We start from the raw sequence: 20,687 nt of genomic DNA, 5'->3' as shown, positions 1-20,687 counted from the left end.
GGGCCAGCCTGGTCCCCGGGCCTGCCGCCGGGTGAGGGGCGAGATCGCCAAGGCCAGGGGTAATCTCGCCAAACGCAAGGAGGCGAGCGGTACGCGGCCGGCCGGTGCCGGGACACCAGGGGGTGGGGGAGCGATGGTGGAGGCGACGCGGCAGGCACAGGAAGGTGCGGATCGGGACGCCGGGCCGGGTGCGCTTAGGGTCGGGGTCCTGGCGTATCCGGACTGCTTCGCGTCCGAAGTGTTCGGCGTCCCCGACCTGTTGACGATGGCCGGGCATGTCGCCGGACCGGACGCGCCCGGCTACCGGGTCTCGGTCGTCTCGCCCCGCCGTCGGGTCACCGCCTCGGGCGGCGCGAACCTGGACGTGCGTCCCTTGCGAGAGGTCGACGTCCTCGTGGTCCCCGGCTTCGAACTGCGCCCGGACAGCGACCTCGACGCGCGGCTCGCCCGGCTCGCCCCCGAGATAGCGGCGATCCGCGCGCAGGCCGCCGCCGGCACCGCCGTCGTCTCCCTCTGCGTCGGCGCGTTCCTGCTCGCCGAGGCCGGGCTCCTCGACCGGCGCCGGGCCACCACTTCCTGGCTGCACGCCGGTGAACTGGCCAGGCGCTGCCCGGACGCCGACGTGCGGCCCGAGTGCCTGGTCGTCACCGACACGGGGGTGACGACCACGGCCGCCTTCAGCGCGATGTACGACTTCGCGCTGGACCTGATCCGCCGGCACAACGGCGCCCGGGTGGCCCGCACCACCGCACGGTTGGCGCTCGTCGACGACGCGCGGACCTCCCAGACCCCGTACGTAGACCCGCGGCTCCTCCCGCAGCCCGGCCGGGAGTTCTCCCAGCAGGTCATGCGGCGGCTCGACCAGAAGCTCACCGAGCGGTACGACCTCGCCGCGCTCGCGGACGCCTTCGGGGTCAGCACCCGCACGCTGCTGCGCCGCTTCGCCGAAGAGACCGGACGCAGCCCGCTGGCCCATCTCCAGGCCTCCCGGGTCCGCCGCGCCCGCCATCTTCTGGAGACCACCGACCGCCCCGTCTCCGCCGTCGCCGCGGCAGTCGGATACGAGGACCCCGGTACGTTCGCCGGCCTCTTCGCCCGCCACACCGGCCACCGCCCGAGCGTCTACCGGGCCGCCTTCCGCCGCACGGCCCGGGCGTCCGCCCCGGACGGCGGCGTCCAGCTCGACTCCGTCGGGGATGCCTGACTCAGGCCGGATCGCCTCGACCGGGAACAGCTGGTTCCGTCTGCATGTCAGTGACGGCCGGGCTGTCTCGTCTCAGGTTGCGAAGACAGGTGGGAGAAGAATCCACTTCGACAACGGAGGAGCCGGTCATGCGCGAGCGGACCACACATCAGAAGGTCGTGCTGGTCACCGGGGCGAACAAGGGAATCGGTCGTGGGGTAGCCGAGCAGCTCGCTGCGCTGGGCATGACGGTGCTGATCGGCGCCAGAGACCTGGGGCGCGGCGAGGAAGCCGCTGCGGCCGTGCGCGCGGCCGGTGGCGACGCGCACGCGCTCCCCTTGGATGTCACCGACCAGGCCACCGTCCACGAGGCCGCGAAGCAGGTCGAGGAGCGCTTCGGCCACCTCGACGTCCTGATCAACAATGCCGGCATCACCGGCTCCGGGCAGGCCTCGCCCGAAGACGCCCATGATCAAGTCCCCAGCTCCGTCGACCTGGACATGGTCCGGGCGGTGTTCGAGACCAACGTCTTCGGAGTGATTGCGGTGACCAACGCCATGCTGCCGTTGTTGCGGCGGTCACCTGCGCCACGCATCGTCAACGTCAGCAGTCACGCCGCGTCGTTGAGTCTCATGAGCGACCCGGACGGCCCCTTCGCGGCACTACTGCCGTCGGCCGCGTATTCACCGTCGAAGAGCGCACTGACCGCGCTGACGGTGCAGTACGCCAATGAGCTGCGGAAGGACGGCATCCTCGTCAACGCAGTGGCCCCCGGCTTCGTCGACACGGACAGCAACAACCACACCGGATTCCTCACGGTCGCCCAGGGTGCCGCGGTAGTGGTGCGCCTGGCCACGCTCGGCGCGGACGGCCCGACCGCCGGATTCTTCAGTGAGGAGGGCCCGGTGCCCTGGTGATGGTGGCCCTTGACAGCCGTGCGCTCTACCGGCCGGGCGCCGTCGCCGGTCCGGAGGTGCCCGGCCCTGCTGCCGGCCACACGACCGGCAGTGGTATTTGAGGGTGGAGGGGCGTGGTTCTCCGGCCGGAGCCGCCGCCACCCGTCGGAGCGGCAGGGTTTCAAGCGGGGAGCCGGCATGACGAAGACCGAAGAGTTCCAGGAGCAGCGGCCGCTGCTGTTCTCGATCGCCTACAGGATCCTGGGCAGTGTGAGCGAGGCCGAGGACGCGGTCCAGGAGGTCTGGCTGCGCTACCAGGCCACCTCCACCCGGCCCGGATCGGCCAAGGCGTTCCTGTCGACCGTGGTCACCCGGATCTCGATCGACGTGCTGCGTTCGGCCCGCGTCCGACGGGAGGAGTATGCCGGCCCGTGGCTCCCCGAACCGCTGCTGACCGACCCGTACGAGGATCCGGCGCGGTCGGCGGAGCTGGCGGACTCGCTGTCGGTGGCGGCCCTGCTCCTGCTGGAGAGACTCACCCCGCTCGAGCGTGCGGTCTTCGTGTTGCGGGAGGTGTTCGCCTTCGGCTTCCCGGAGATCGCGTCGGCCGTGGGGCGATCGGAGGCGGCGTGCCACCAGCTCGCGGTGCGGGCGCGCCGTCACATGAACGCGGGCCGGGCCCGGTTCGAGGCCGACCGGAAGGCCCGCGACAAACTCGCCGAACGGTTCTTCGACGCCTTCCGGGAAGGGGATGTCGACGGGCTGGCCGAGCTGCTGACCGCCGACGTCCAGATGATCGGTGACAGTGGTGGCAAGGCCCCGCGTTTCAAGCCGGTCGTCCTCGGCGCCGGGCACGTGGTCCGGGTGCTCGCGGCGTTCGTGCCGCTGGTTCTCAGGGGCGGTGGCGTCGTGGAACCGCAGCAGGTGAACGGCCGGCCGGGCGCGATCTTCCGCGACCGGGACGGCCGGGTCCTCAGCACCTGGGCGCTCGAGGTACTCGACGGGCAGATCCAGACGATCCACACAGTGAACAACCCCGATAAACTCGGGCACGTCGGTCCCGTAGCGGATGCCTGGTTGGCTCTCCGCGAGGCGAACCAGGCACACGGGCCCCGAGATTGACCGAAGTGCCGACCGCGCTCCGAGACGGGATGCAGGGGCCTGGGCCGACACCGGCGGGTCGGCGCAACGGAGTTGCCCGGGCTCACCTCGTCCCCCCTAACGGTCGGCACCAAGCGAAATGTCGTCCGGGCGCCTGGAGCTCACTCCGAGGTCGTGGGCTCCAGGCGGACCACGATGCTCTTGGCGGTCGGCTGGTTGCTGGTCCCGGCCACGCTGTCCAGCGGCAACAGGACGTTGGTCTCGGGGTAGTACGCGGCGGCGCAGCCAGGTGCCGTCGGGTAGGGGACAACCTCGAAGTCTTTCGCGCGGCGCTCCGTGCCGCCGTCCCACACACTGACCAGGTCGACACGCTGTCCCTGTGACAAGCCGAGCCGGGACACGTCCTGAGGGCTCACCAGGACCACGTGACGGCTTCCGTGGATGCCCCGGTAACGGTCGTCGTCCGTGTAGGGGATGGTGTTCCACTGGTCGTGGGAGCGCAGCGTCTGCAGCAGCAGGTGCCCCTCGGGGCATTGCGGCATCTCCCATGCGTTGCGGGTGAACAGGGCCTTGCCGACGGGAGTGGGGTAGATCCCCTCATTGACCGGGTTGGGCAGCCGGATGCCGCCGGGACGGACCACCCGGCGGTTGAAGTGCTGCAGCCCTGGCACGACGCGGGAGATCCGGTCACGGATGGTCCCGTAGTCCGCTTCGAACTCGTCCCACGGGATTCCGGTCCTGCCGTCAAGGGTCCGGCCGGCGAGCCGGCACAGGATGGCGACCTCGCTGAGCAGGATCTTGGAGGCCGGTGCCAGGCGCCCGCGGGAGGTGTGCACCTCGCTCATCGAGTTCTCCACGGTGACGAACTGCTCGCCCGTTGCCTGGACGTCCACTTCTGTGCGGCCCAGGGTCGGCAGGATGAGCGCGGTCCGACCGCAGACGGTGTGTGACCGGTTGAGCTTGGTGGAGATGTGCGCGGTGAGGCTGCATCGCCGCATCGCGTCCTCCGTGACGTCACTGTCCGGAGCTGCCCGGACGAAGTTGCCGGCGACGCCGAGGAAGACCTTGATACGGCCTTCCCGCATGGCCTTGATCGAGTTCACCGTATCGAGCCCGTGGGCGCGAGGCGGCTCGAAGCCGAACTCCTGTTGCAGCGAGTCGAGGAAGGCGTCGGGCATCCGCTCCCAGATGCCCATCGTGCGGTCGCCCTGGACGTTGCTGTGCCCACGCACCGGGCAGGCCCCGGCTCCGGTCCTGCCGAGGTTCCCCCGCAGCAGCAGGAAGTTGACGATCTCCCTGATGGTGGGGACGGCGTGCCTCTGCTGGGTCAGGCCCATGGCCCAGCAGACAATGACGCGTTCGCTGCGCAGTACCTCGTCCCGGACGTTCTCGATCTCTTCTCGGGTCAGTCCGGTCGCGGTGAGGATGTCGTCCCAGGCGATGGTGCGGGCGTGGTGGGCGAACTCTTCGAAGCCGCTGGTGTTGGAGCGGATGAAGTCCTGGTCGAGCACGGTTCCCGGCCGGGCGTCCTCCGCCTCCATCAAGAGCCGGTTCAGCCCCTGGAAGAGCGCGAGGTCGCCACCGCTTCGGATGTGAAGGAACCGGTCGGCGATCTGGACACCGTGCCCGATCACCCCGCGAACCTTCTGCGGGTTCTTGAACCGCAGCAGTCCTGCCTCCGGCAGGGGGTTCACCGCGATGATTCGGGCGCCGTTGAGCTTGGCCTGCTCCAGCGCGGAGAGTTGCCGAGGATGGTTGGAGCCGGGGTTCTGCCCGACCAGGAAGATCAGCTCGGCGTGGTGGATGTCCTCCAGGCTCACCGTTCCCTTGCCGGTGCCCAGGGTCTCGTGCAGAGCGAAGCCGCTGGACTCATGGCACATGTTGCTGCAGTCGGGCAGGTTGTTGGTGCCGAAGGCCCTGGCGAAGAGCTGCAGGACGAACGCCGCCTCGTTGCTGACCCTGCCCGACGTGTAGAAGACCGCCTCGTCGGGCGAGTCCAGCGCCTTCAACTCGTCGGCCAGCAGCCCCAGGGCGTCGTGCCAGCTGATCGGTTCGTAGTGGTCCGAGTCGGGGCGCTTGACCATCGGCTCGGTGAGCCTGCCCTGCTGGTTGAGCCAGAGATCGGACCGTCGGCCCAGTTCGGAGACCGGGTGCCTGCGGAAGAAGTCGGCCGTGATGCGCCGTGACGTCGCCTCGTCGTTGATGTGCTTGGCGCCGTTCTCGCAGTACTCGTTGCGGTGCCTGTGGCCGGGGGACGGGTCGGCCCAGGCGCAGCCGGGGCAGTCGATCCCGTCCACCTGGTTCATGGTCAGCAGCGTCACTCCGGTTCGCCGGGCCGACGTCTCCTCGAGGGAGTACTCCAGAGCGTGGGTCACTGCCGGCACCCCCGCCGCCCACGTCTTGGGCGGGGTGACGGTGAGGTGTTCGTCCGGCTCTTGGCTCGGTGGCTTCTTCATCGGGGTGTTTCTCGCTCTCTTGCTCTCGAGTGGGCGGCTCAGCCGACCGGCCAGTGAGGGACCCGGCTTCTGGGCGGCTCCGCCTCCCAGTGCTCCACATGGCCGCCTCGGATGACCCCCCGCCAGGCCCCGCCCTCCTGTCCCACACCCTCGATGAACTCCTTGAAGTTACCGAGCTCGGCGCGGACCACACGACGAGTGAACCCGGAGGCATGGACAAGGCGGCCCGTGACTCCGTGCGGTGTGACGCTCATGCGTACCGAGACCGCGGTACGGTCCGATGCCGTCGCACGGAACGACACTTCTCCGCGGTGGCCGGAACGTCTGCCCAGGCTCCGCCACGCCACCAGGGAGTCGGGCACCTGTTCCACGATCTCGGCGTCGAACTCGTGCCGCAGGGGACCGAACCTGATCACCCAGCGGGTGAGATTGGGGCGGACCTGCTCGACCTTCCGCACCGCGGACATGAACCGCGGGAAGCTCTTGAACTGCGACCACTGGTTGTACGCCGTACTCACCGGTACCGCGACTTCGATCGTCTCTTCAACGGTGTTCATGGCCCCACCTGCCTTCGGGCGCTGACTTTTCTCAGTGTCGCCGCGTGTCCGACAGGCCGCCACGTGGAGGCGATCGTCCGGACCGGGAAGCGCTTCAGCGCGGTACGGGCGGTGACGACGGCAGCGAGCTGCTGGGCGCCTCGGTCGGCGAGGCGGTGCGCTACGCCGAGCCTGCGGGGCACGGCGGACCGGCGAGCGTCGAACGCCGCACCCGGGCGGAGGTCCGCCGTCGTCCTTGGTCCGCCTTCGACAACACACGATCCACAGAATTGGGGGATGCTGGACCGAGTCGGTTCATTACCCCACATGAAGGGTGTGGCGCGCCCATGGGTGGACCTGCGGGAGTCGCGCGCCTGCTCGCGCGGGCGCTGCGTGCGTACGACCCGAACTCGCTCCTGGACGCTCTGACGGCCTCGGGAGACGGAGGCCGGAGCCTGCCCGCGGGGCGCACAGCTCTGTACTTGTCGGTCGGGACGGGCCTGCAGGCCGTTCCGGACGGCGCGATCGATGACAGCCGCGTACTCCGCGCTGTGCGGCGTGTGGTCCGTACCGGACGGCCCACCGTCCTGAACGGCCCCGGCCCCCGGACCCACCTGGTGCCGCTGTCGGCCGATGGAGAGACGTACGGCGCCTTGGCCGTGTCCCTCGACGACGGCGCCGATGCCCCCGAATGGGCGAACGACCCCGAGGCCCTCGAAGGAGTGGCGGATTGCTGCGCCCTCGTGCTTTTCGGGCGTGGCGGGAAGGGCGTGCTCGACGGTGCCGCGCGGGCGGCGCGGGCAGGCGCTTTCGCGTGGGACTTCTCGGTCGACCATGTGTACTGGGACGATCGGACGTGCGCCATCTACGGAGTGGATCCCACGACGTTCGACGGCAAGGGGGAGACGTTCTTCGCGCTGCTGCATCCGGACGACGTACCCGTGATCCAGGCGGCGATCGCCCGGGTGACGGAGGAGGCCGTCGGCGCGGGGGAACACGGAGTGACGGAAGACGCCGGCCGCTACCACCTGACCTACCGCGTCCTGCACGCCGACGGCAGCGTGCATCCTGTGGCGGAGTTCGGACGTGTGGTCGTGGACGACTCCGGCCGACCCACGCGCGCTCTTGGCCTGGTGGTTGCGACGGCCACCGCGACCGATCCCTTGCCGCACGAGCCCGTGTCGGTGGAGAGCTCCCGGGGCTCGTTCCTCTTCACCCTCACGCGGGCGCTGTCGCAGGCACTCACCGTGCCGGACGTCGCCCACGTCATGACCAACGTGGCACGCCCGGCCCTGGGGGCGGAGAACCTGATCGTCGGCCTCGCCGAGGCCGGGCAGTTGACCATCGTCGGAGAAACCGAGATCGCCCCGGCGCTGTCGCATCTTCGCGTTCCCGCCCACGCGGTCATGACCTTCGCCGCGGTGCAGGAACAGCCGCTGTTCATCGAGGACATCAGCCGTCACGAAGGCCCTGAACTGACCGACCTGGCCACCACCGGCGAGGTGCTTCCCCGGTCGTGGGTCGTTCTGTCGCTCGGCCATGCGGACCGTGTCGCGGGCGCCTGCCTCATCTCCTTCGCCGGACCTCGACGGTTCGATGCCGACGAGCGGACGTTCTACACCGCCGTCGCCGCCATGCTCGCCCAGAGCCTCGACCGCGCACGCCTCTTCGATACGGAGCATCAGCGTGCCACCGACCTCCAGGAAGCGATGCTGCCCCGGCATCTGCCGACCCTGCCCTCGCTCAAGGTGTGTTCCCGTTACCTTCCCGGCACGCAGGGTATGCAGATCGGCGGTGACTGGTACGACGTCCTCTCGCTCAAGGACGGGACGGCGGCTCTCGTGGTGGGTGACGTCCAGGGCCACGACGCCCATGCGTCCGCCGTCATGGGGCAATTGCGTGTCGCGCTGAGGGCCTGCGCGGAGGCAGGGCTTCCGCCCGGGGCGCTGCTCGCCCACGTCAACCGCGTGCTCAGCGACTTGGACACCGACCGATTCGCGACGTGCACCTACATGGTGCTCGACCCGGAGGACGGCACACTGCTGGGATCGAGGGCGGGGCACCTCCACCCCTTGCGTCTGCACCGTTCGGGCGGGAGCGAGGTCGTACTGGAGGGAGGACCCCCGCTCGGCGTCGACCCTGATGCGCACTTCCCGACCACCGCGACGCGCATGGATCCCGAGGACGCCCTTGTGCTGTTCACCGACGGACTCGTGGAGCGCCGCGACACCGACATCGATGTATGCGTGCACAACATGATCGACGACATCCAACGATGGCGGAACCGAAGGGGGAAAGACCCCGAACTCGCGGAACTCGTGGACTTCCTCGCCCGCAGAGAGGCCCCGCGGCGCGTGGACGACGTCGCCCTCCTCGCCGTCCAGCGCGTCATCGAGACCGGTCGCTGAGCGATACGTGGCCACGGCGGCGCTGTCGGCAGTTCGATCAGGACAGGGAAGCGCTGCCCGCCCCACGGACGGGGGCCCACCCGCTCGTACCGGCACGGGGACCGGGGGAGGGTGGCACTGAGTGTCGGCGTCGACCGCTCGCGTCGTCCGGGAGGGAGGCCACGGTGCAACGAGGCGGAGCGGGGCGGCGCCTGGCCGGTGCGTCCGGAGCTGGCCGTTCCTCCGAGCGGCACCCGCCCGCCGCGCGGCGAAGCGCCGGCGGGGGCGGTTCACCGCTCGTGCCGCTGCGGACGTCCAGGGGCAGTCGCGCAGCGGCATCGGCGGGATCGCCCGGTCAGGAAGGCCCTCAACGCGGGAGCCGCTCCAGCAGGGCAGCGAAGTCGGTCCCGGCAGGCAGCGTGCCGAAGGCCAGGCCCTGGTCCCCTGCGAGGCGAGACGCGCAGAACGCGTCCGCGACGGCCGCCGGGGCGTGGCGGACGAGAAGGGAGCCCTGCAGCACCAGGGCAGCGCGCTCGATGAGGCGACGGGCCCGCAGCGGAGCGTCCTCGGTGAGGACGAGTTCGCCCTGCAGCTCGCGCCAGGCCGCGTCCAGGCGGCTGTCGGCGCCCGTGGCGGCCTCTACCTCGGTGCGGAAGGCGTCGAGGGAGTCGGGCTCGCGGGTGAGGGCGCGCAGCATGTCGAGGGCATTGACGTTGCCCGAGCCCTCCCAGATGCCGTTCAGCGGGGCCTCCCGGTACAGGCGCGGCATACCGGACGCCTCGTCGTAGCCGTTCCCGCCGAGGCATTCCAGCGCCTCGGCGACGGCGACGGGCTGGCGCTTGCACACCCAGTACTTGCCGACAGCGGTCGCGAGCCTCAGGAAGGCACGCTCCTGTGCGTCGCTGCGCTGTGCCCGGTCGGCGGCGCCGGCCAGGCGCAGAGCGAGGGTGGTGGCGGCCTCCGACTCGAGGCTCAGGTCGGCGATGACGTTGCGCATCAGCGGCTGGTCGATCAGTTTGGCCCCGAATACCGCCCGGTGGCGCACATGGTGCGCGGCCTGGGCGAGCGCGGCACGGATGCCGGCGGCGGAGCCGAGCACGCAGTCGAGGCGGGTCATGGTGACCATGTCGATGATCGTGCGCACGCCCTTGCCCTCGGCGCCCACGAGCCAGGCCACCGTGTCGTCGAACTCCGGTTCGCTGCTGGCGTTGGAGCGGTTGCCGAGCTTGTCCTTCAGGCGCTGGATACGGAAGGTGTTGCGGCTGCCGTCGGGCAGCACGCGCGGCACCAGGAAGCAGGACAGACCACCGGGGGCCTGAGCGAGCACCAGGAAGAGGTCGTTCATGGGCGCGCTGGTGAACCACTTGTGTCCGCGCAACCGCCAGGTGCCGTCGTCCTCTTCCGTGGCGGTGGTGGTGTTGGCGCGGACATCGGTGCCGCCCTGCTTCTCCGTCATCCCCATGCCGGCGAGCAGGCCGCGCTTCCCGGCGGGTGTGCGCAGCCCCGGGTCGTAGACGCGGCTGGTGAGCAGCGGTTCGTACACCTTGGCGAGGTCGGGCGCGTGGCGCAGGGCCGGGACCACGGCGTACGTCATGGAGACCGGGCACAGGTGCCCCTGCTCCACGGTGCTCGCGAGCATGAAGCTCGCGGCACGTGCCACGTGGGCGCCCGGGCGGTCGTCGGCCCAGGCCGCCCCGGCAAGGCCCGCGCCCACGGAAACGTCCATCAGCGAGTGGTACGCGGGGTGGAACTCGACCTCGTCGATGCGGTTGCCGTAGCGGTCATGGGTACGGAGCACGGGCTCGATGCGATTGGCCTGGTCCGCCCAGAGCTGGGCCTCCTCGCTGCCGACGAGCCGCCCGAAGCGGTGCAGGTCGTCGAGATGCCACGCTGCGCCTTCGCGGCGCACGCCCTCGATCAGCACCGGGTCGTCGGCGACGTCGTGACCGGTCAGCGGTGGGGGCTGGTTGGTCACCTCGTGCGTGGCTGCCGTCGGATTGCTGCGGGGTGCGGCGGGTGCGGTCATGGGATTTCCCTCCCGGGCGGTGGGTCTGGTCACGGTCGCGGCGCCGCGGGGGCGGCGCCCGCGCAGCGCAGAGCCATGGCGGTGAGTTCGGCGAGGAGCCCGTCGGTGTCGTCCTCCTCCGGCGTGCCCAGCGGCGCGACCAGGACCTCACCGATCGCGCCCGTGAGGGCGGCGGCCGTGATCTCCGCGTTCTGCGGTGGCAGGAGCCCGTCCGCCATGCCCTCGCGGACGACTTCGGCGAACAGGGCGCGGTAGCGGAGGCGGAAGTCGAGGCGTTCGGCGCCGACCGCCGGCTCGGCCGGGGCGGCGAGCAGGGCGTAGGCAAGCCCACGGTTCTCCAGGGCACGGCGGGCGAACATCCGGACACCGGCGACGAGTCGTTCGACCGGGGTCCCGGAGGCGTGCAGAACCTCGCCGAGGACCTCGACCTCCCGCCCCGCGGCGCGCCGGAAAACCTCGACGGCGAGCGCCGCCTTGGACGGGAAGTGCTGGTAGACCGAGCCGGCCGAGATGCCGGCCGCCTCGGCGACCGCCGACACGGAGGCGTGCGCCCAGCCCGCGTCGGCGACGACGTCGGTGGCACGGGCGACGAGGTGTTCCCGGGCCGCCTCGAGCCGGCGGATCTCGGCCGGGGTCTTGCGGTAGGCCATGGAAGAAGTGAACCACCATTCATAGTTTCCGGACAAGGGCCCCGGGGTCACCGGCTCGGAACCCCGTGGAGAACGTGGGCGTCTCTGCGCCCGCCAGACAGCGTCACCGCCTGCCCGAAGTGCCGACCGCTGGTCCGACGGAGCGCTCGGCGCGGCCCGTCGGCATGCCGGATGCGACGGACCGCGCTGAGAGGAAGGCGCCCGCCGGCGCGTACGACGGCAGGACTCCGGGGCCTTGGCGTCAGGCGAGTTCCGTCACCAGGACGACTTGGTCACGCCGGGCAAGAAGCCGGCGTGCGCCTGTTGCCGGGTGCGGACCCTGGAGAGACCGAACTTGCGCAGGTAGCCGCGGGGGCGGCCGTCCACGCTGTCGCGGTTGCGCACGCGGGTGGCGCTTGCGTTGCGCGGCTGCCGGCGCAACTCCGCCAGCGCGGTCAGGCGTTCGTCCTGGGTCGACGAGGGGCGGCGGACGATCTCCTTGAGCTCGGCCCGCCGGGCGGCGTACCGCTCGACGATCGCCTTGCGCTTCTCGTTCTGTGCGATCTTGCTCTTCTTCGCCATCAGACCTTCCCTCCGCGCGCCCGGATCCGTGCCACGGCCGCCTCGATCCCGATCGCGTCCACCGTCTTGATCGCCTTGGCGCTCAAGGTCAGACGGACGTTGCGCCCTTCGCTCGGGAGCCAGTAGCGCTTGCGCTGGATGTTCGGGTCGAAGCGGCGCGAGGTGCGCCGGTGCGAATGGGAGATCGTGTTGCCGAAGCCCGGCTTCGCGCCGGTCAGTTGGCAGTGGGCGGACATGGGTGGTACCTGCCTCTCTCTGCGGCATCCACTACTTATTGGTAATGGAAATCGTTCCCATATACTAGCCTCATGGCGCACCGGGCCGAGAGCGGCGTCGAACAGCTCCTCGGTCCCGCCTGACCTTCTGAGCACTCCCAGCAGCCCAAGGAGCAACACGCATGGCCCGCCGCCCGGAAACCCGCAAGCACACAAAGCCCCGCCCCAACCCGCTCGAGGCGGCCGAAGTCGCCTACATCGACTACAAGGACACCGACCTGCTGCGCAGGTTCATCTCCGACCGCGGCAAGATCCGCAGCCGCCGCGTCACCCGCGTCACCGCGCAGCAGCAGCGCCGGCTTGCCGCAGCCATCAAGAACGCCCGGGAGATGGCCCTGCTGCCCTATGCCGGTAACGCCGGCGGGCGTTGACTCCTTGATGGCTGTTCCCAGGCGGAAGATGTCCCGCAGCAACACTCGTCACCGCCGCTCCCAGTGAAAGACCGGCACGCCCCGGCTCGTACCGGTCACGGTCGACGGCGTCAGCCACCCCGTGCCTCGGTATGGCCGAGGACAGTTGGAGTGACGGCTGTCGTCACGCCGGCAGGGGTGCCCCGCATGCGCGCGTTCGCACAAGCGCGGGACACCCCTGCCGGTCCGGTCGGAGGGTCAGTTCGCCTCGGATTCGAAGGTACGGAGCAAATCGGCCGCGACGCTCACAGCGATGGTCGCGGGTTCCTTGCCGGTGATGTCGGCCAGCCCGATCGGGGTCTTGATCCGACCGATGGTGGCCTCGTCGTGACCGCCCTCGGTGGTGAGGCGCTTGCGGAACCGCACCCACTTGGCCGCCGACCCGATCAGCCCGATGGAGCCGAGATGGGTCGTGCGCAAGGCAGCGTCGCACAGAGCTGCGTCCTCGGCGTGATCATGGGTCATGATCAGGATGTGCGTGCCGCGCGGCAACTCCGCCAGGACCTCCTCCGGCAGCAGCGGCGTGTGATGCACGTGCACCTGCGCCATCGAGTCCGCCAGTACGTCGAGCCGTTCCTTGGTGAGCATGTCGGAGCGACTGTCGATCAGATGGAGATCGAGGTCCTGGCGTGCCAGGATGCGCGCCAGTTCCAATCCGACGTGCCCCACGCCGAAGATCGCCACCGCCCTTACCACCGGCAGTGGTTCGAGCAGCACCGAGACTGTGCCGCCGCAGCACTGCACGCCGTGCTGGTTGACCACCTTGTCGTTCAGGGCGAAATCGATCAGCTCCGGCTCCGGCTTGGACGCGGCCATCATCTCCCGGGCCCGGTCGATCGCGACGGCCTCGACATTGCCGCCACCGATCGAGCCCCACGTCTCGGTCTGCCCCACAACGAGCTTCGCACCGGCGTCGCGGGGGGCATGGCCGCGTACGGTCGCGACGGTCACCAGCACGCCGGACTCCCGGCGGGCCCGCAACCGCGCGACCGCGGCGACCCACGTCATGTCAGGCACCGCTCAGCGCTTCTGTGGCGGTCCGGACCTTGCCGTTGAGGACGTTCCCGTTCAGGGACGCGTCGCCCTGGCGAGCCGCCTGGATCGCCCAGTACACCGCCTCCGGGGTCGCGGGCGAGGCCAACTCGACGCTGACCCCGCTCGGCCCGAACGCGGCGGCGGCCTGCCGCAACGCCTCTCGGACCGAGAACGCCAGCATCAGCGGAGGCTCACCCACCGCCTTGGAGCCGTAGACCGCGCCCTCTTCGGTCGCGTTCGTGAGAAGCGTGACGTTGAACTCCTCGGGCATCTCCGAGAAGCTCGGCAGCTTGTACGTGCTCGCCGCCTGCGTCAGGAGTCGTCCGCGGTTCGGGCCGTCGCTGGTGTCCCAGCGCAGCTCCTCGAGCGTCAGCCAGCCCGCGCCCTGCACGAAACCACCCTCGACCTGACCGATGTCGATCAGCGGAGACAGGCTGTCGCCGACATCGTGCACGATGTCCACCCGCCGGATGCGGTACGCACCGGTGAAGCCGTCGACCTCCACCTCGGTCGCCGCGGCGCCGTACGCGAAGTACTTGAACGGCGAGCCCCGGAACGACTTCGCGTCCCAGTGCAGACCCTCGGTCCGGTAGAAACCGGCCGCCGACAGCTGAACCCGCTGGAAGTACGCGGTGTGCACCAGGTCGTCCCAGGCCAGCTCCGCGTCACTGCCCAGGGCGCGCGCGACGCCGTCGACGATGCGCACGTCCGAGGCGTTGGCGCCCAGTCGGCCGGCGGCCACCTGCAGCAGCCGCTCGCGCAGCTGCTCACAGGCGTTCTTGATCGCCCCACCGTTGAGGTCCGCACCGGAACTGGCGGCGGTGGCCGAGGTGTTGGGCACCTTGTCGGTACGCGTCGGGGCGAGGCGCACCTTGTGCAGCGGGATGCCCAGCGTGGTCGCGGCCACCTGCATCATCTTGGTGTGCAGCCCCTGGCCCATCTCGGTGCCGCCGTGATTGATCAGGACCGAGCCGTCCTTGTAGATCAGGACCAGCGCGCCGCCCTGGTTGAAGGCGGTGAGGTTGAACGAGATGCCGAACTTGATGCCGGTGATCGCAAGGGCCCGCTTGGTGTGCGGATGCGCGGCGTTGAAGGCGGCGATCTCGCGCCTGCGGTCGGCGATGCCGGCGTTGTCCAGCACCTGCCGCCAGACGGTGGAGATCCGTTCGGGCTGGGTGACCGGCTGTCCGTACGGGGTCGTCTGGCCCTGACCCGGCCGGTAGAAGTTGCGCTCGCGCAGCTCCATCGGATCCAGGCCGAGCTTCGGCGCGCAGCGGCCCAGGATGTCCTCGATCACCAGCATGCCCTGCGGTCCGCCGAAGCCGCGGAAGGCGGTGTTGGAGACCGTGTTGGTCCTGGCCACGCGACCGGCGACGCGCGCGTTGGGGATCCAGTAGGTGTTGTCGATGTGGCACAGAGCGCGGGCCAGGACCGGCTCGGACAGGTCCAGGCTCCAGCCGCCGTCCGCGATCAAGGTGGCGTCGAGGGCCTGGATACGGCCTTCGGCGTCGAAGCCGATCCTCCACGTGGCGTGGAACCCGTGCCGCTTGCCGGACATGGTCAGGTCCTGGGTCCGGTTGAGCCGGAACCGGACCGGCCGACCGGTCAGCTTGGCGCCGAGCGCGGCGACGGCCGCGAAGCCGTGCGGCTGCATCTCCTTGCCGCCGAAACCGCCGCCCATCCGCAGGCACTGGACGGTCACCTCGTGGGCGGGCACGCCGAGCACGTGAGAGACGATCTCCTGGGTCTCCGACGGGTGCTGGGTGCTGCTCTGGATGAACACCTGCCCGTTCTCGTCGACCTGGGCCAGCGCCGCGTGGGTCTCGAGGTAGAAGTGTTCCTGACCGGCGAACTGGAACTCGCCGGTGAACACGTGGGCGGAGTCGGCGAAGCCCGCGTCGACGTCGCCGTGCACCATCAGGGGACGGGCGCCGTGGTAGCTGTCCGCCGCGATCGCGTCCTGCAGCGTGACCAGGGCGGGCTTCTCGTCGAGTTCCACCTCGACGGCCGCCGCACCGAGGCGGGCCGCCTCCAGGGTCTCGCCCAGCACCCAGGCCACCGCGTGGCCGTAGAACATGACCTCGTCGGGGAACAGGGGCTCGTCGTGCTTCATGCCGGCGTCGTTGACGCCGGGCACGTCGGCACCGGTCAGCACGCGCACCACACCGGGCACGGCGAGCGCGGGCTCGGTGCGCAGCGCGGTGATCCGGCCGTGGGCCTTCATGACCTGGACCGGGTAGGCGTGCAGCACGTCCTTGGTGCGCTGGACCAGGTCGTCGGTGTAGAGCGCGGTGCCGGTGACGTGCAGGGAGGCACTCTCGTGCGGCATCGGGACGCCGACCACGGGCTTTTCGGGGCGCTCGGACAGATGACTCATGACGACACCGCCTCAGGGGTCTGTGCGTGCAGCTTCAGCAGGCTCTGGCCGAGCATCGCGGAACGGTAGAGGGCGCTGGCGCGATGGTCGTCCATCGGCGTGCCCTCGCCCCGCAGCACGCGGGCCGCGGCCTCGACGGTCTCCGCCGTCCACGGCCTGCCCTCCAGGGCAGCCTCGGTGTCGAGGGCCCGGATGGGGGTGGCGGCCACGCCGCCCAGGCCGATGCGTGCCTTGCGGACGATCCCGTCCTCGACGTCGAGCGCGAAAGCGACCGCCACGCTGGAGATGTCGTCGAAGCGCCGCTTGGCGATCTTGTGGAAGGCCACGACCGGTGACAGCGGCAGCGGGATGCGCACCGCGCGGATCAGCTCACCTGCACGGCGCACGCTCTGCCGGTAGCCGGTGAAGTAGTCCGCCAGCGGCACCTCGCGCTCACCGTCGGCGTCGGCGAGCACCAGCGACGCCTCCAGCGCGAGCAGCGCCGGTGGGCTGTCACCGATGGGAGAGCCGGTACCCAGGTTGCCGCCGAGGGTCGCACCATTGCGGATGAGACGTGAAGCGAACTGCGGGAACAGCTCGGCCAGCAGCGGGACGTCGCCGTCGAGGCGGCGTTCGATCTCGGTGAGCGTCAGCGCCGCCCCGATCTCGATGTGGTCGGACTCGACCCGCAGCGCCCGCAGTTCGGGCAGCCGGTCGACGGCCACGACGCAATCCGCCCGGCGGGAACGGATGTTCACCTCCACACCCCAGTCGGTGGAGCCGGCGACCATCACGGCGCCGGGCCGCTCGCGCAGCAGCTCCAGCGTCTCCGCCAGCGTGCTCTTCCGCAGGAACGCGCTGTCGCCCTGGGCGTATTCGGTGGCAACCGGTGCGGGCGGGGCCTGCTCGCGTCGCTGCGCCAGTGGGTCGTCGTCGTCGGGCGTACCGACAGCGAACGCGGCATCACGGATCGGGCGATAGCCGGTGCAGCGGCACAGGTTTCCGCTCAGCGCGTGCAGATCGAAACCGTTCGGACCGTGCTCGTGGCCGGTGCCGTCGGCAGAGTCCGGGTCCGGGTCCGCGTGTGCGCAGCGGTCGGGTCGGTAGTACTCGGCGGCCATGCTGCACACGAATCCCGGTGTGCAGTAGCCGCATTGGGAACCGCCGCGGACCGCCATCTCCTCCTGCACCGGGTGCAGGGTCGACGGCGTGCCGGGTTCGCCGGCGGTGGCGAGACCTTCGGAGGTGATGATCTCCTGACCGTCGAGCGCCGCGACCGGGACCAGGCAGGCGTTGACCGCCACCCAGTCGGTGGGCTTGTTCACCCCAGGACGGGCCACCAGGACGGAACAGGCGCCGCATTCACCCTCGGCGCAGCCCTCCTTGGTGCCGGTGAGGCCGCGCTCGCGCAGAAAATCAAGCGCCGTCGTGTGGGGCGCGGCCGGGGAGATCGGTGCTTCTTTACCGTTGACCGTGATCCGCGCCGCTACCATGACAGGCCACCGTTTCGGTGCGCGACGGATCGGTTCATCATGTTCGCCAATTTCAGGCAGCTTTCTGTGTTCAGATGCGCCACGTAAGAGAAGCGGGCGCAGAACGGCACGCAACAGCGACGTGCCGGAAGGCGGTGAAGGGAAACCCGGAAGGTGCGGGGAACGCGGAATGTGCCACGGAAGGGCACATCAGAACGGCGTGTCAGCAGCCGTGCGCGATTCGACCCGGAATCCAGACCGTGCAGTGGGCGAGGCGACCAAGATCAGAGCTGGTGTACATCTGCTGGTCGCCTCCTTTCGGTCGTGACGGGTCGGCGTCCACCGCAAAGTAGTGGCTGGCGTCACAGAGGTCAAGAGGCCAAGTGGAACAACGGAGCCGAGGATGCGGCGCCTCGCCCTGGTCGCAACGGGACGCAGGGGCCGGGATGCCATTTCGGAGATCTTGTGCGGCGCACCGGGTGGCTCGTCACCCGTGCCGGCGGCCAGGACGAGAAACGCCGGCCCGGCGGAGCGAACTGCGCGCACCGTCCTGACCGGCGTCCGTGGATGTCCCGGCCGGCCGGTGATCGGACGGCCGGGACATCGGGCTCAGGCGAGGTCGAACCGATCGAGGTTCATGACCTTGTTCCACGCGGCCACGAAGTCACGCACGAACTTGTCGCCCGCGTCCTTGGACGCGTAGACCTCCGAGATGGCTCGGAGCTGGGAGTTCGAACCGAAGACGAGGTCCACGGCGGTGGCCGTCCACTTGACCTCACCCGTGGCCTGATCACGGCCCTCGAACACGTTCTCGGCAGAGGTCGACGTCTTCCACTCCGTGCCCATGTCGAGCAGGTTGACGAAGAAGTCGTTGGTCAACGTTCCCGGCCGGTGCGTGAAAGCGCCGAGGGGGGAGCCCTTGAAACCGGTGTTCAGGGCCCGCATGCCGCCGATCAGAACCGTCATCTCGGGAGCGGTCAGGGTCAGCAGGTTGGCGCGGTCGAGCAGGAGCGTCTCCGGCGACAACTTCTCGCCCGCCCGGAGGTAGTTGCGGAAGCCGTCTGCCGGCGGTTCGAGCACGGCGAACGACTCCACGTCGGTCTGCTCCTGCGTGGCGTCCGTGCGCCCCGGTGCGAAGGGGACCGTGATCTCGTGCCCGGCGTCCTTGGCGGCCTGCTCGACGGCCGCGCACCCGCCCAGGACGATCAGGTCGGCGAGCGAGATCCTCGTTCCGCCGGCCTGTGAGCCGTTGAAGTCCTGCTGGATCTGCTCGAGGGTCCGCAACACCTCGGCGACTTCGGGCACGTCATTGACCGCCCAGTCCTTCTGCGGCGCGAGCCGAATGCGTGCCCCGTTGGCCCCGCCGCGCTTGTCGGTGCCGCGGAAGCTCGCCGCCGATGCCCAAGCGGTGGTGACCAGCTGCGACACGGACAGGCCCGAGTCGAGGACCTTGCGCTTGAGGGCGGCTACGTCCTCTTCGGACACCAGCTCGTGATCGACCTCGGGGACGGGGTCCTGCCACAACTGCGGCTCGGGAATCCACGGGCCGAGATAACGCGTGAGGGGACCCATGTCGCGGTGCAACAGCTTGTACCACGCCTTGGCGAACGCTTCCGCGAGCTGGTCCGGATTCTCGTGGAACCGCTTCACGATCGGCCCGTAGACCGGGTCCAGCTTCAGCGCGAGGTCCGTCGTCAGCATCATGGGGGCGTGCCTCTTCGACGGATCATGGGCATCAGGCACAGTGCCCTGCGCCGAGGGATCCTTGGGGGTCCACTGCTTCGCACCGGCGGGGCTCGTCGTCAGCTCCCAGTCGTACCGGAACAGATTGTCCAGGTATCCGTTGTCCCATTTCGTCGGCTCCGTGGTCCACGCGCCCTCGAGCCCGCTGGTGAGCGTGTCCGCGCCCTTGCCGCTGCCGTGGGTGTTCCGCCAGCCGATGCCTTGCTGTTCGACGGGGGCGGCCTCGGGCTCCGGACCGATGTAAGAGGGATCGACCGCGCCATGGCATTTGCCGAACGTGTGGCCGCCGATGATGAGAGCGGCCGTCTCCTCGTCGTTCATCGCCATACGGCCGAAGGTCTCGCGAACGTCCCTGGCGGCGGCGAGCGGATCCGGGTTGCCGTTGGGCCCCTCCGGATTGACGTAGATCAGGCCCATCTGCACGGCGCCGAAAGGACCCGTGAGTTCCCTGTCGCCGCTGTAGCGCTCGTCTCCGAGCCAGGTGTCCTCGGGTCCCCAGAAGATCTCCTCGGGTTCCCAGATGTCCTGCCGCCCGAATCCGAACCCGAACGTCTTGAAGCCCATGGATTCCATGGCACAGTTGCCGGCGAAAACGAGAAGGTCGGCCCAGGAGATCTTCCGGCCGTACTTCTGTTTGACAGGCCAGAGCAAACGGCGCGCCTTGTCGAGGCTCGCGTTGTCCGGCCAGCTGTTGAGGGGGGCGAAGCGCTGGGCGCCGCTGCCGCCACCGCCCCGGCCGTCGGCGATGCGGTACGTTCCCGCGGCGTGCCAGCTCATCCGGATGAAGAGCGGTCCGTAGTGGCCGTAGTCGGCGGGCCACCAGTCCTGTGACGTCGTCATCACCTCGAAGACGTCCCGCTTCAGCGCGTCGACGTCGAGGGTCGCGAACTCTGCTGCGTAGTCGAAGTCCTCACCCATCGGATTGGACAGAGGCGAGTGCTGGTGGAGAACCTGAAGATCCAGCTGATTCGGCCACCAGTCCCGGTTCGTCCTGGGACGAGTCGGCGTGGGGGTCGGGGAGGGGATTACCGGGTTCTCGCTTTCGCTGCCGGACACGTCCGTCCTTCTTCCTGTATCGGTCCTTCTGCTGGCTTATTGCTCTTGACGTCGTTGCATTGCCGGTGTCGAGAATCGCGACCCGCGCTCTGACGCGCCATGCAGCCCGCCGGCCGGAAACACCTGACCGCGCCCGCACGGAACGCGCCTCGGCGGCCGGCGAGGACCCGTCGTCATGCACGACGCCGATGATCGAGTCTGTGTCGGCGTCCGTATGGTCGCGCACCGCGGGCCGCACCGCTAAGAGAACACGCAGGGCACCCGCGCATAACATCAGCCTAAGTCGAAAGCCGTTCGGGCATTGCCTCAATTCCTCTCGACATTCCAGGCCTCCGGGGGTGCGGCAGAGGGAAAACGTCTTATCGCGATAATCACCCTGCCGGGCGACGGGAGCGGACATGTGTATTGCCGGCCCGGCACGCAATGGAACGGTGAAGCTGTGAAACAGGATTCTGATGGCGACCGTCGCGAAGCTCGCGGCGCGGTGCCGCATGAGCAGCGCCGCCAGTCGTCGCCGAACGCGATCCGGCCCCGGCGCAGAGAC

The 20,687-nt window shown here is 69.7% G+C and carries 15 protein-coding genes and 1 pseudogene; 6 read left to right on the top strand and 10 right to left on the bottom strand.

What is annotated here, in order from left to right; all coding sequences use genetic code 11:
- The first annotated feature begins 133 nt into the window (after window positions 1-133).
- The 3 genes from ACWGH4_RS08140 (at window position 134) to ACWGH4_RS08130 (ending at window position 3,201) form a co-directional block, all read left to right on the top strand.
- Window positions 134-1,204, top strand: coding sequence for a GlxA family transcriptional regulator (locus tag ACWGH4_RS08140; protein WP_453457223.1), 1,071 nt, complete (start codon window positions 134-136; stop codon window positions 1,202-1,204).
- Window positions 1,205-1,332: 128 nt separating this feature from the next.
- Window positions 1,333-2,100, top strand: coding sequence for an SDR family NAD(P)-dependent oxidoreductase (locus ACWGH4_RS08135; protein ID WP_453457220.1), 768 nt, complete (start codon window positions 1,333-1,335; stop codon window positions 2,098-2,100).
- 177 nt (window positions 2,101-2,277) lie between these two features.
- Window positions 2,278-3,201, top strand: a complete 924-nt coding sequence (locus tag ACWGH4_RS08130; protein WP_453457217.1) for an RNA polymerase sigma-70 factor — start codon at window positions 2,278-2,280, stop codon at window positions 3,199-3,201.
- A 140-nt stretch (window positions 3,202-3,341) separates the two neighbouring features.
- Here ACWGH4_RS08130 and ACWGH4_RS08125 read toward each other — a convergent pair whose 3' ends face one another.
- Together ACWGH4_RS08125 and ACWGH4_RS08120 are read right to left on the bottom strand one after the other, a co-directional pair.
- The gene (locus ACWGH4_RS08125; RefSeq protein ID WP_453457214.1) at window positions 3,342-5,636 is read right to left on the bottom strand and encodes an FdhF/YdeP family oxidoreductase; all 2,295 of its coding nucleotides are present in this window, start codon (window positions 5,634-5,636) and stop codon (window positions 3,342-3,344) included.
- A 38-nt stretch (window positions 5,637-5,674) separates the two neighbouring features.
- On the bottom strand, window positions 5,675-6,193 hold the full coding sequence (locus ACWGH4_RS08120; protein WP_453457210.1) for an SRPBCC family protein: 519 nt from the start codon (window positions 6,191-6,193) through the stop codon (window positions 5,675-5,677).
- Between the two features lie 326 nt (window positions 6,194-6,519).
- Between ACWGH4_RS08120 and ACWGH4_RS08115 the strand changes: the two genes are divergently transcribed.
- Window positions 6,520-8,580, top strand: a complete 2,061-nt coding sequence (locus tag ACWGH4_RS08115; protein ID WP_453457207.1) for a SpoIIE family protein phosphatase — start codon at window positions 6,520-6,522, stop codon at window positions 8,578-8,580.
- Between the two features lie 346 nt (window positions 8,581-8,926).
- Here the strand turns inward: ACWGH4_RS08115 and ACWGH4_RS08110 are convergent, their stop codons facing one another.
- The 4 genes from ACWGH4_RS08110 to rpmB form a co-directional block, all read right to left on the bottom strand.
- Window positions 8,927-10,585 (bottom strand): acyl-CoA dehydrogenase family protein, encoded by a 1,659-nt coding sequence (locus ACWGH4_RS08110; RefSeq protein WP_453457204.1) that lies wholly within the window; start codon window positions 10,583-10,585, stop codon window positions 8,927-8,929.
- Between the two features lie 29 nt (window positions 10,586-10,614).
- A complete protein-coding gene (locus ACWGH4_RS08105; RefSeq protein WP_453457201.1) occupies window positions 10,615-11,235 on the bottom strand; it encodes a TetR/AcrR family transcriptional regulator in 621 nt (206 codons plus the stop codon).
- Between the two features lie 255 nt (window positions 11,236-11,490).
- Window positions 11,491-11,796 (bottom strand): 30S ribosomal protein S14, encoded by a 306-nt coding sequence (gene rpsN / locus ACWGH4_RS08100; RefSeq protein WP_453457198.1) that lies wholly within the window; start codon window positions 11,794-11,796, stop codon window positions 11,491-11,493.
- Complete coding sequence (gene rpmB / locus ACWGH4_RS08095) at window positions 11,796-12,032, bottom strand: 50S ribosomal protein L28 (protein ID WP_441262265.1); 237 nt, start codon at window positions 12,030-12,032, stop codon at window positions 11,796-11,798. Before rpmB ends, rpsN begins: the two co-directional genes overlap by 1 nt.
- A 161-nt stretch (window positions 12,033-12,193) precedes the next feature.
- Here rpmB and rpsR point away from each other — a divergent pair, with 161 nt between their 5' ends.
- Window positions 12,194-12,442 carry a 30S ribosomal protein S18 gene (rpsR, locus tag ACWGH4_RS08090; RefSeq protein WP_453457194.1) on the top strand — a complete coding sequence of 83 codons (249 nt, stop codon included), beginning with the start codon at window positions 12,194-12,196 and terminating at the stop codon, window positions 12,440-12,442.
- Window positions 12,443-12,449: 7 nt separating this feature from the next.
- A pseudogene (rpmF, locus tag ACWGH4_RS08085) lies at window positions 12,450-12,596 on the top strand (50S ribosomal protein L32).
- 83 nt (window positions 12,597-12,679) lie between these two features.
- Here the strand turns inward: rpmF and xdhC are convergent.
- The 4 genes from xdhC to katG form a co-directional block, all read right to left on the bottom strand.
- Window positions 12,680-13,489 (bottom strand): xanthine dehydrogenase accessory protein XdhC, encoded by an 810-nt coding sequence (gene xdhC / locus ACWGH4_RS08080; RefSeq protein WP_453457191.1) that lies wholly within the window; start codon window positions 13,487-13,489, stop codon window positions 12,680-12,682.
- Between the two features lies 1 nt (window position 13,490).
- Window positions 13,491-15,893 carry a xanthine dehydrogenase molybdopterin binding subunit gene (gene xdhB / locus ACWGH4_RS08075; protein ID WP_453457188.1) on the bottom strand — a complete coding sequence of 801 codons (2,403 nt, stop codon included), beginning with the start codon at window positions 15,891-15,893 and terminating at the stop codon, window positions 13,491-13,493.
- Window positions 15,890-17,365 carry a xanthine dehydrogenase small subunit gene (locus tag ACWGH4_RS08070; protein WP_453457185.1) on the bottom strand — a complete coding sequence of 492 codons (1,476 nt, stop codon included), beginning with the start codon at window positions 17,363-17,365 and terminating at the stop codon, window positions 15,890-15,892. The genes xdhB and ACWGH4_RS08070 overlap by 4 nt, the downstream gene beginning before the upstream one ends.
- Before the next feature lie 588 nt (window positions 17,366-17,953).
- Window positions 17,954-20,143: a catalase/peroxidase HPI gene (katG, locus tag ACWGH4_RS08065; protein WP_453457182.1), complete on the bottom strand. Its 2,190-nt coding sequence runs from the start codon at window positions 20,141-20,143 to the stop codon at window positions 17,954-17,956.
- Window positions 20,144-20,687: the final 544 nt, after the last annotated feature.

The sequence above is a fragment of the Streptomyces sp. NPDC054847 genome, from assembly GCF_053610925.1.
Note: the sequence above shows the minus strand (reverse complement) of the source record. Positions and strands in the feature narration are given on the sequence as shown.

Coding starts and splice junctions, on each gene's coding strand:
- ACWGH4_RS08140 (WP_453457223.1), top strand. CDS start 134: ATGGTGGAGGCGACGCGGCAGGCACAGGAAGGTGCGGATCGGGACGCC.
- ACWGH4_RS08135 (WP_453457220.1), top strand. CDS start 1,333: ATGCGCGAGCGGACCACACATCAGAAGGTCGTGCTGGTCACCGGGGCG.
- ACWGH4_RS08130 (WP_453457217.1), top strand. CDS start 2,278: ATGACGAAGACCGAAGAGTTCCAGGAGCAGCGGCCGCTGCTGTTCTCG.
- ACWGH4_RS08125 (WP_453457214.1), bottom strand. CDS start 5,636: ATGAAGAAGCCACCGAGCCAAGAGCCGGACGAACACCTCACCGTCACC.
- ACWGH4_RS08120 (WP_453457210.1), bottom strand. CDS start 6,193: ATGAACACCGTTGAAGAGACGATCGAAGTCGCGGTACCGGTGAGTACG.
- ACWGH4_RS08115 (WP_453457207.1), top strand. CDS start 6,520: ATGGGTGGACCTGCGGGAGTCGCGCGCCTGCTCGCGCGGGCGCTGCGT.
- ACWGH4_RS08110 (WP_453457204.1), bottom strand. CDS start 10,585: ATGACCGCACCCGCCGCACCCCGCAGCAATCCGACGGCAGCCACGCAC.
- ACWGH4_RS08105 (WP_453457201.1), bottom strand. CDS start 11,235: ATGGCCTACCGCAAGACCCCGGCCGAGATCCGCCGGCTCGAGGCGGCC.
- rpsN (WP_453457198.1), bottom strand. CDS start 11,796: ATGGCGAAGAAGAGCAAGATCGCACAGAACGAGAAGCGCAAGGCGATC.
- rpmB (WP_441262265.1), bottom strand. CDS start 12,032: ATGTCCGCCCACTGCCAACTGACCGGCGCGAAGCCGGGCTTCGGCAAC.
- rpsR (WP_453457194.1), top strand. CDS start 12,194: ATGGCCCGCCGCCCGGAAACCCGCAAGCACACAAAGCCCCGCCCCAAC.
- xdhC (WP_453457191.1), bottom strand. CDS start 13,489: ATGACGTGGGTCGCCGCGGTCGCGCGGTTGCGGGCCCGCCGGGAGTCC.
- xdhB (WP_453457188.1), bottom strand. CDS start 15,893: ATGAGTCATCTGTCCGAGCGCCCCGAAAAGCCCGTGGTCGGCGTCCCG.
- ACWGH4_RS08070 (WP_453457185.1), bottom strand. CDS start 17,365: ATGGTAGCGGCGCGGATCACGGTCAACGGTAAAGAAGCACCGATCTCC.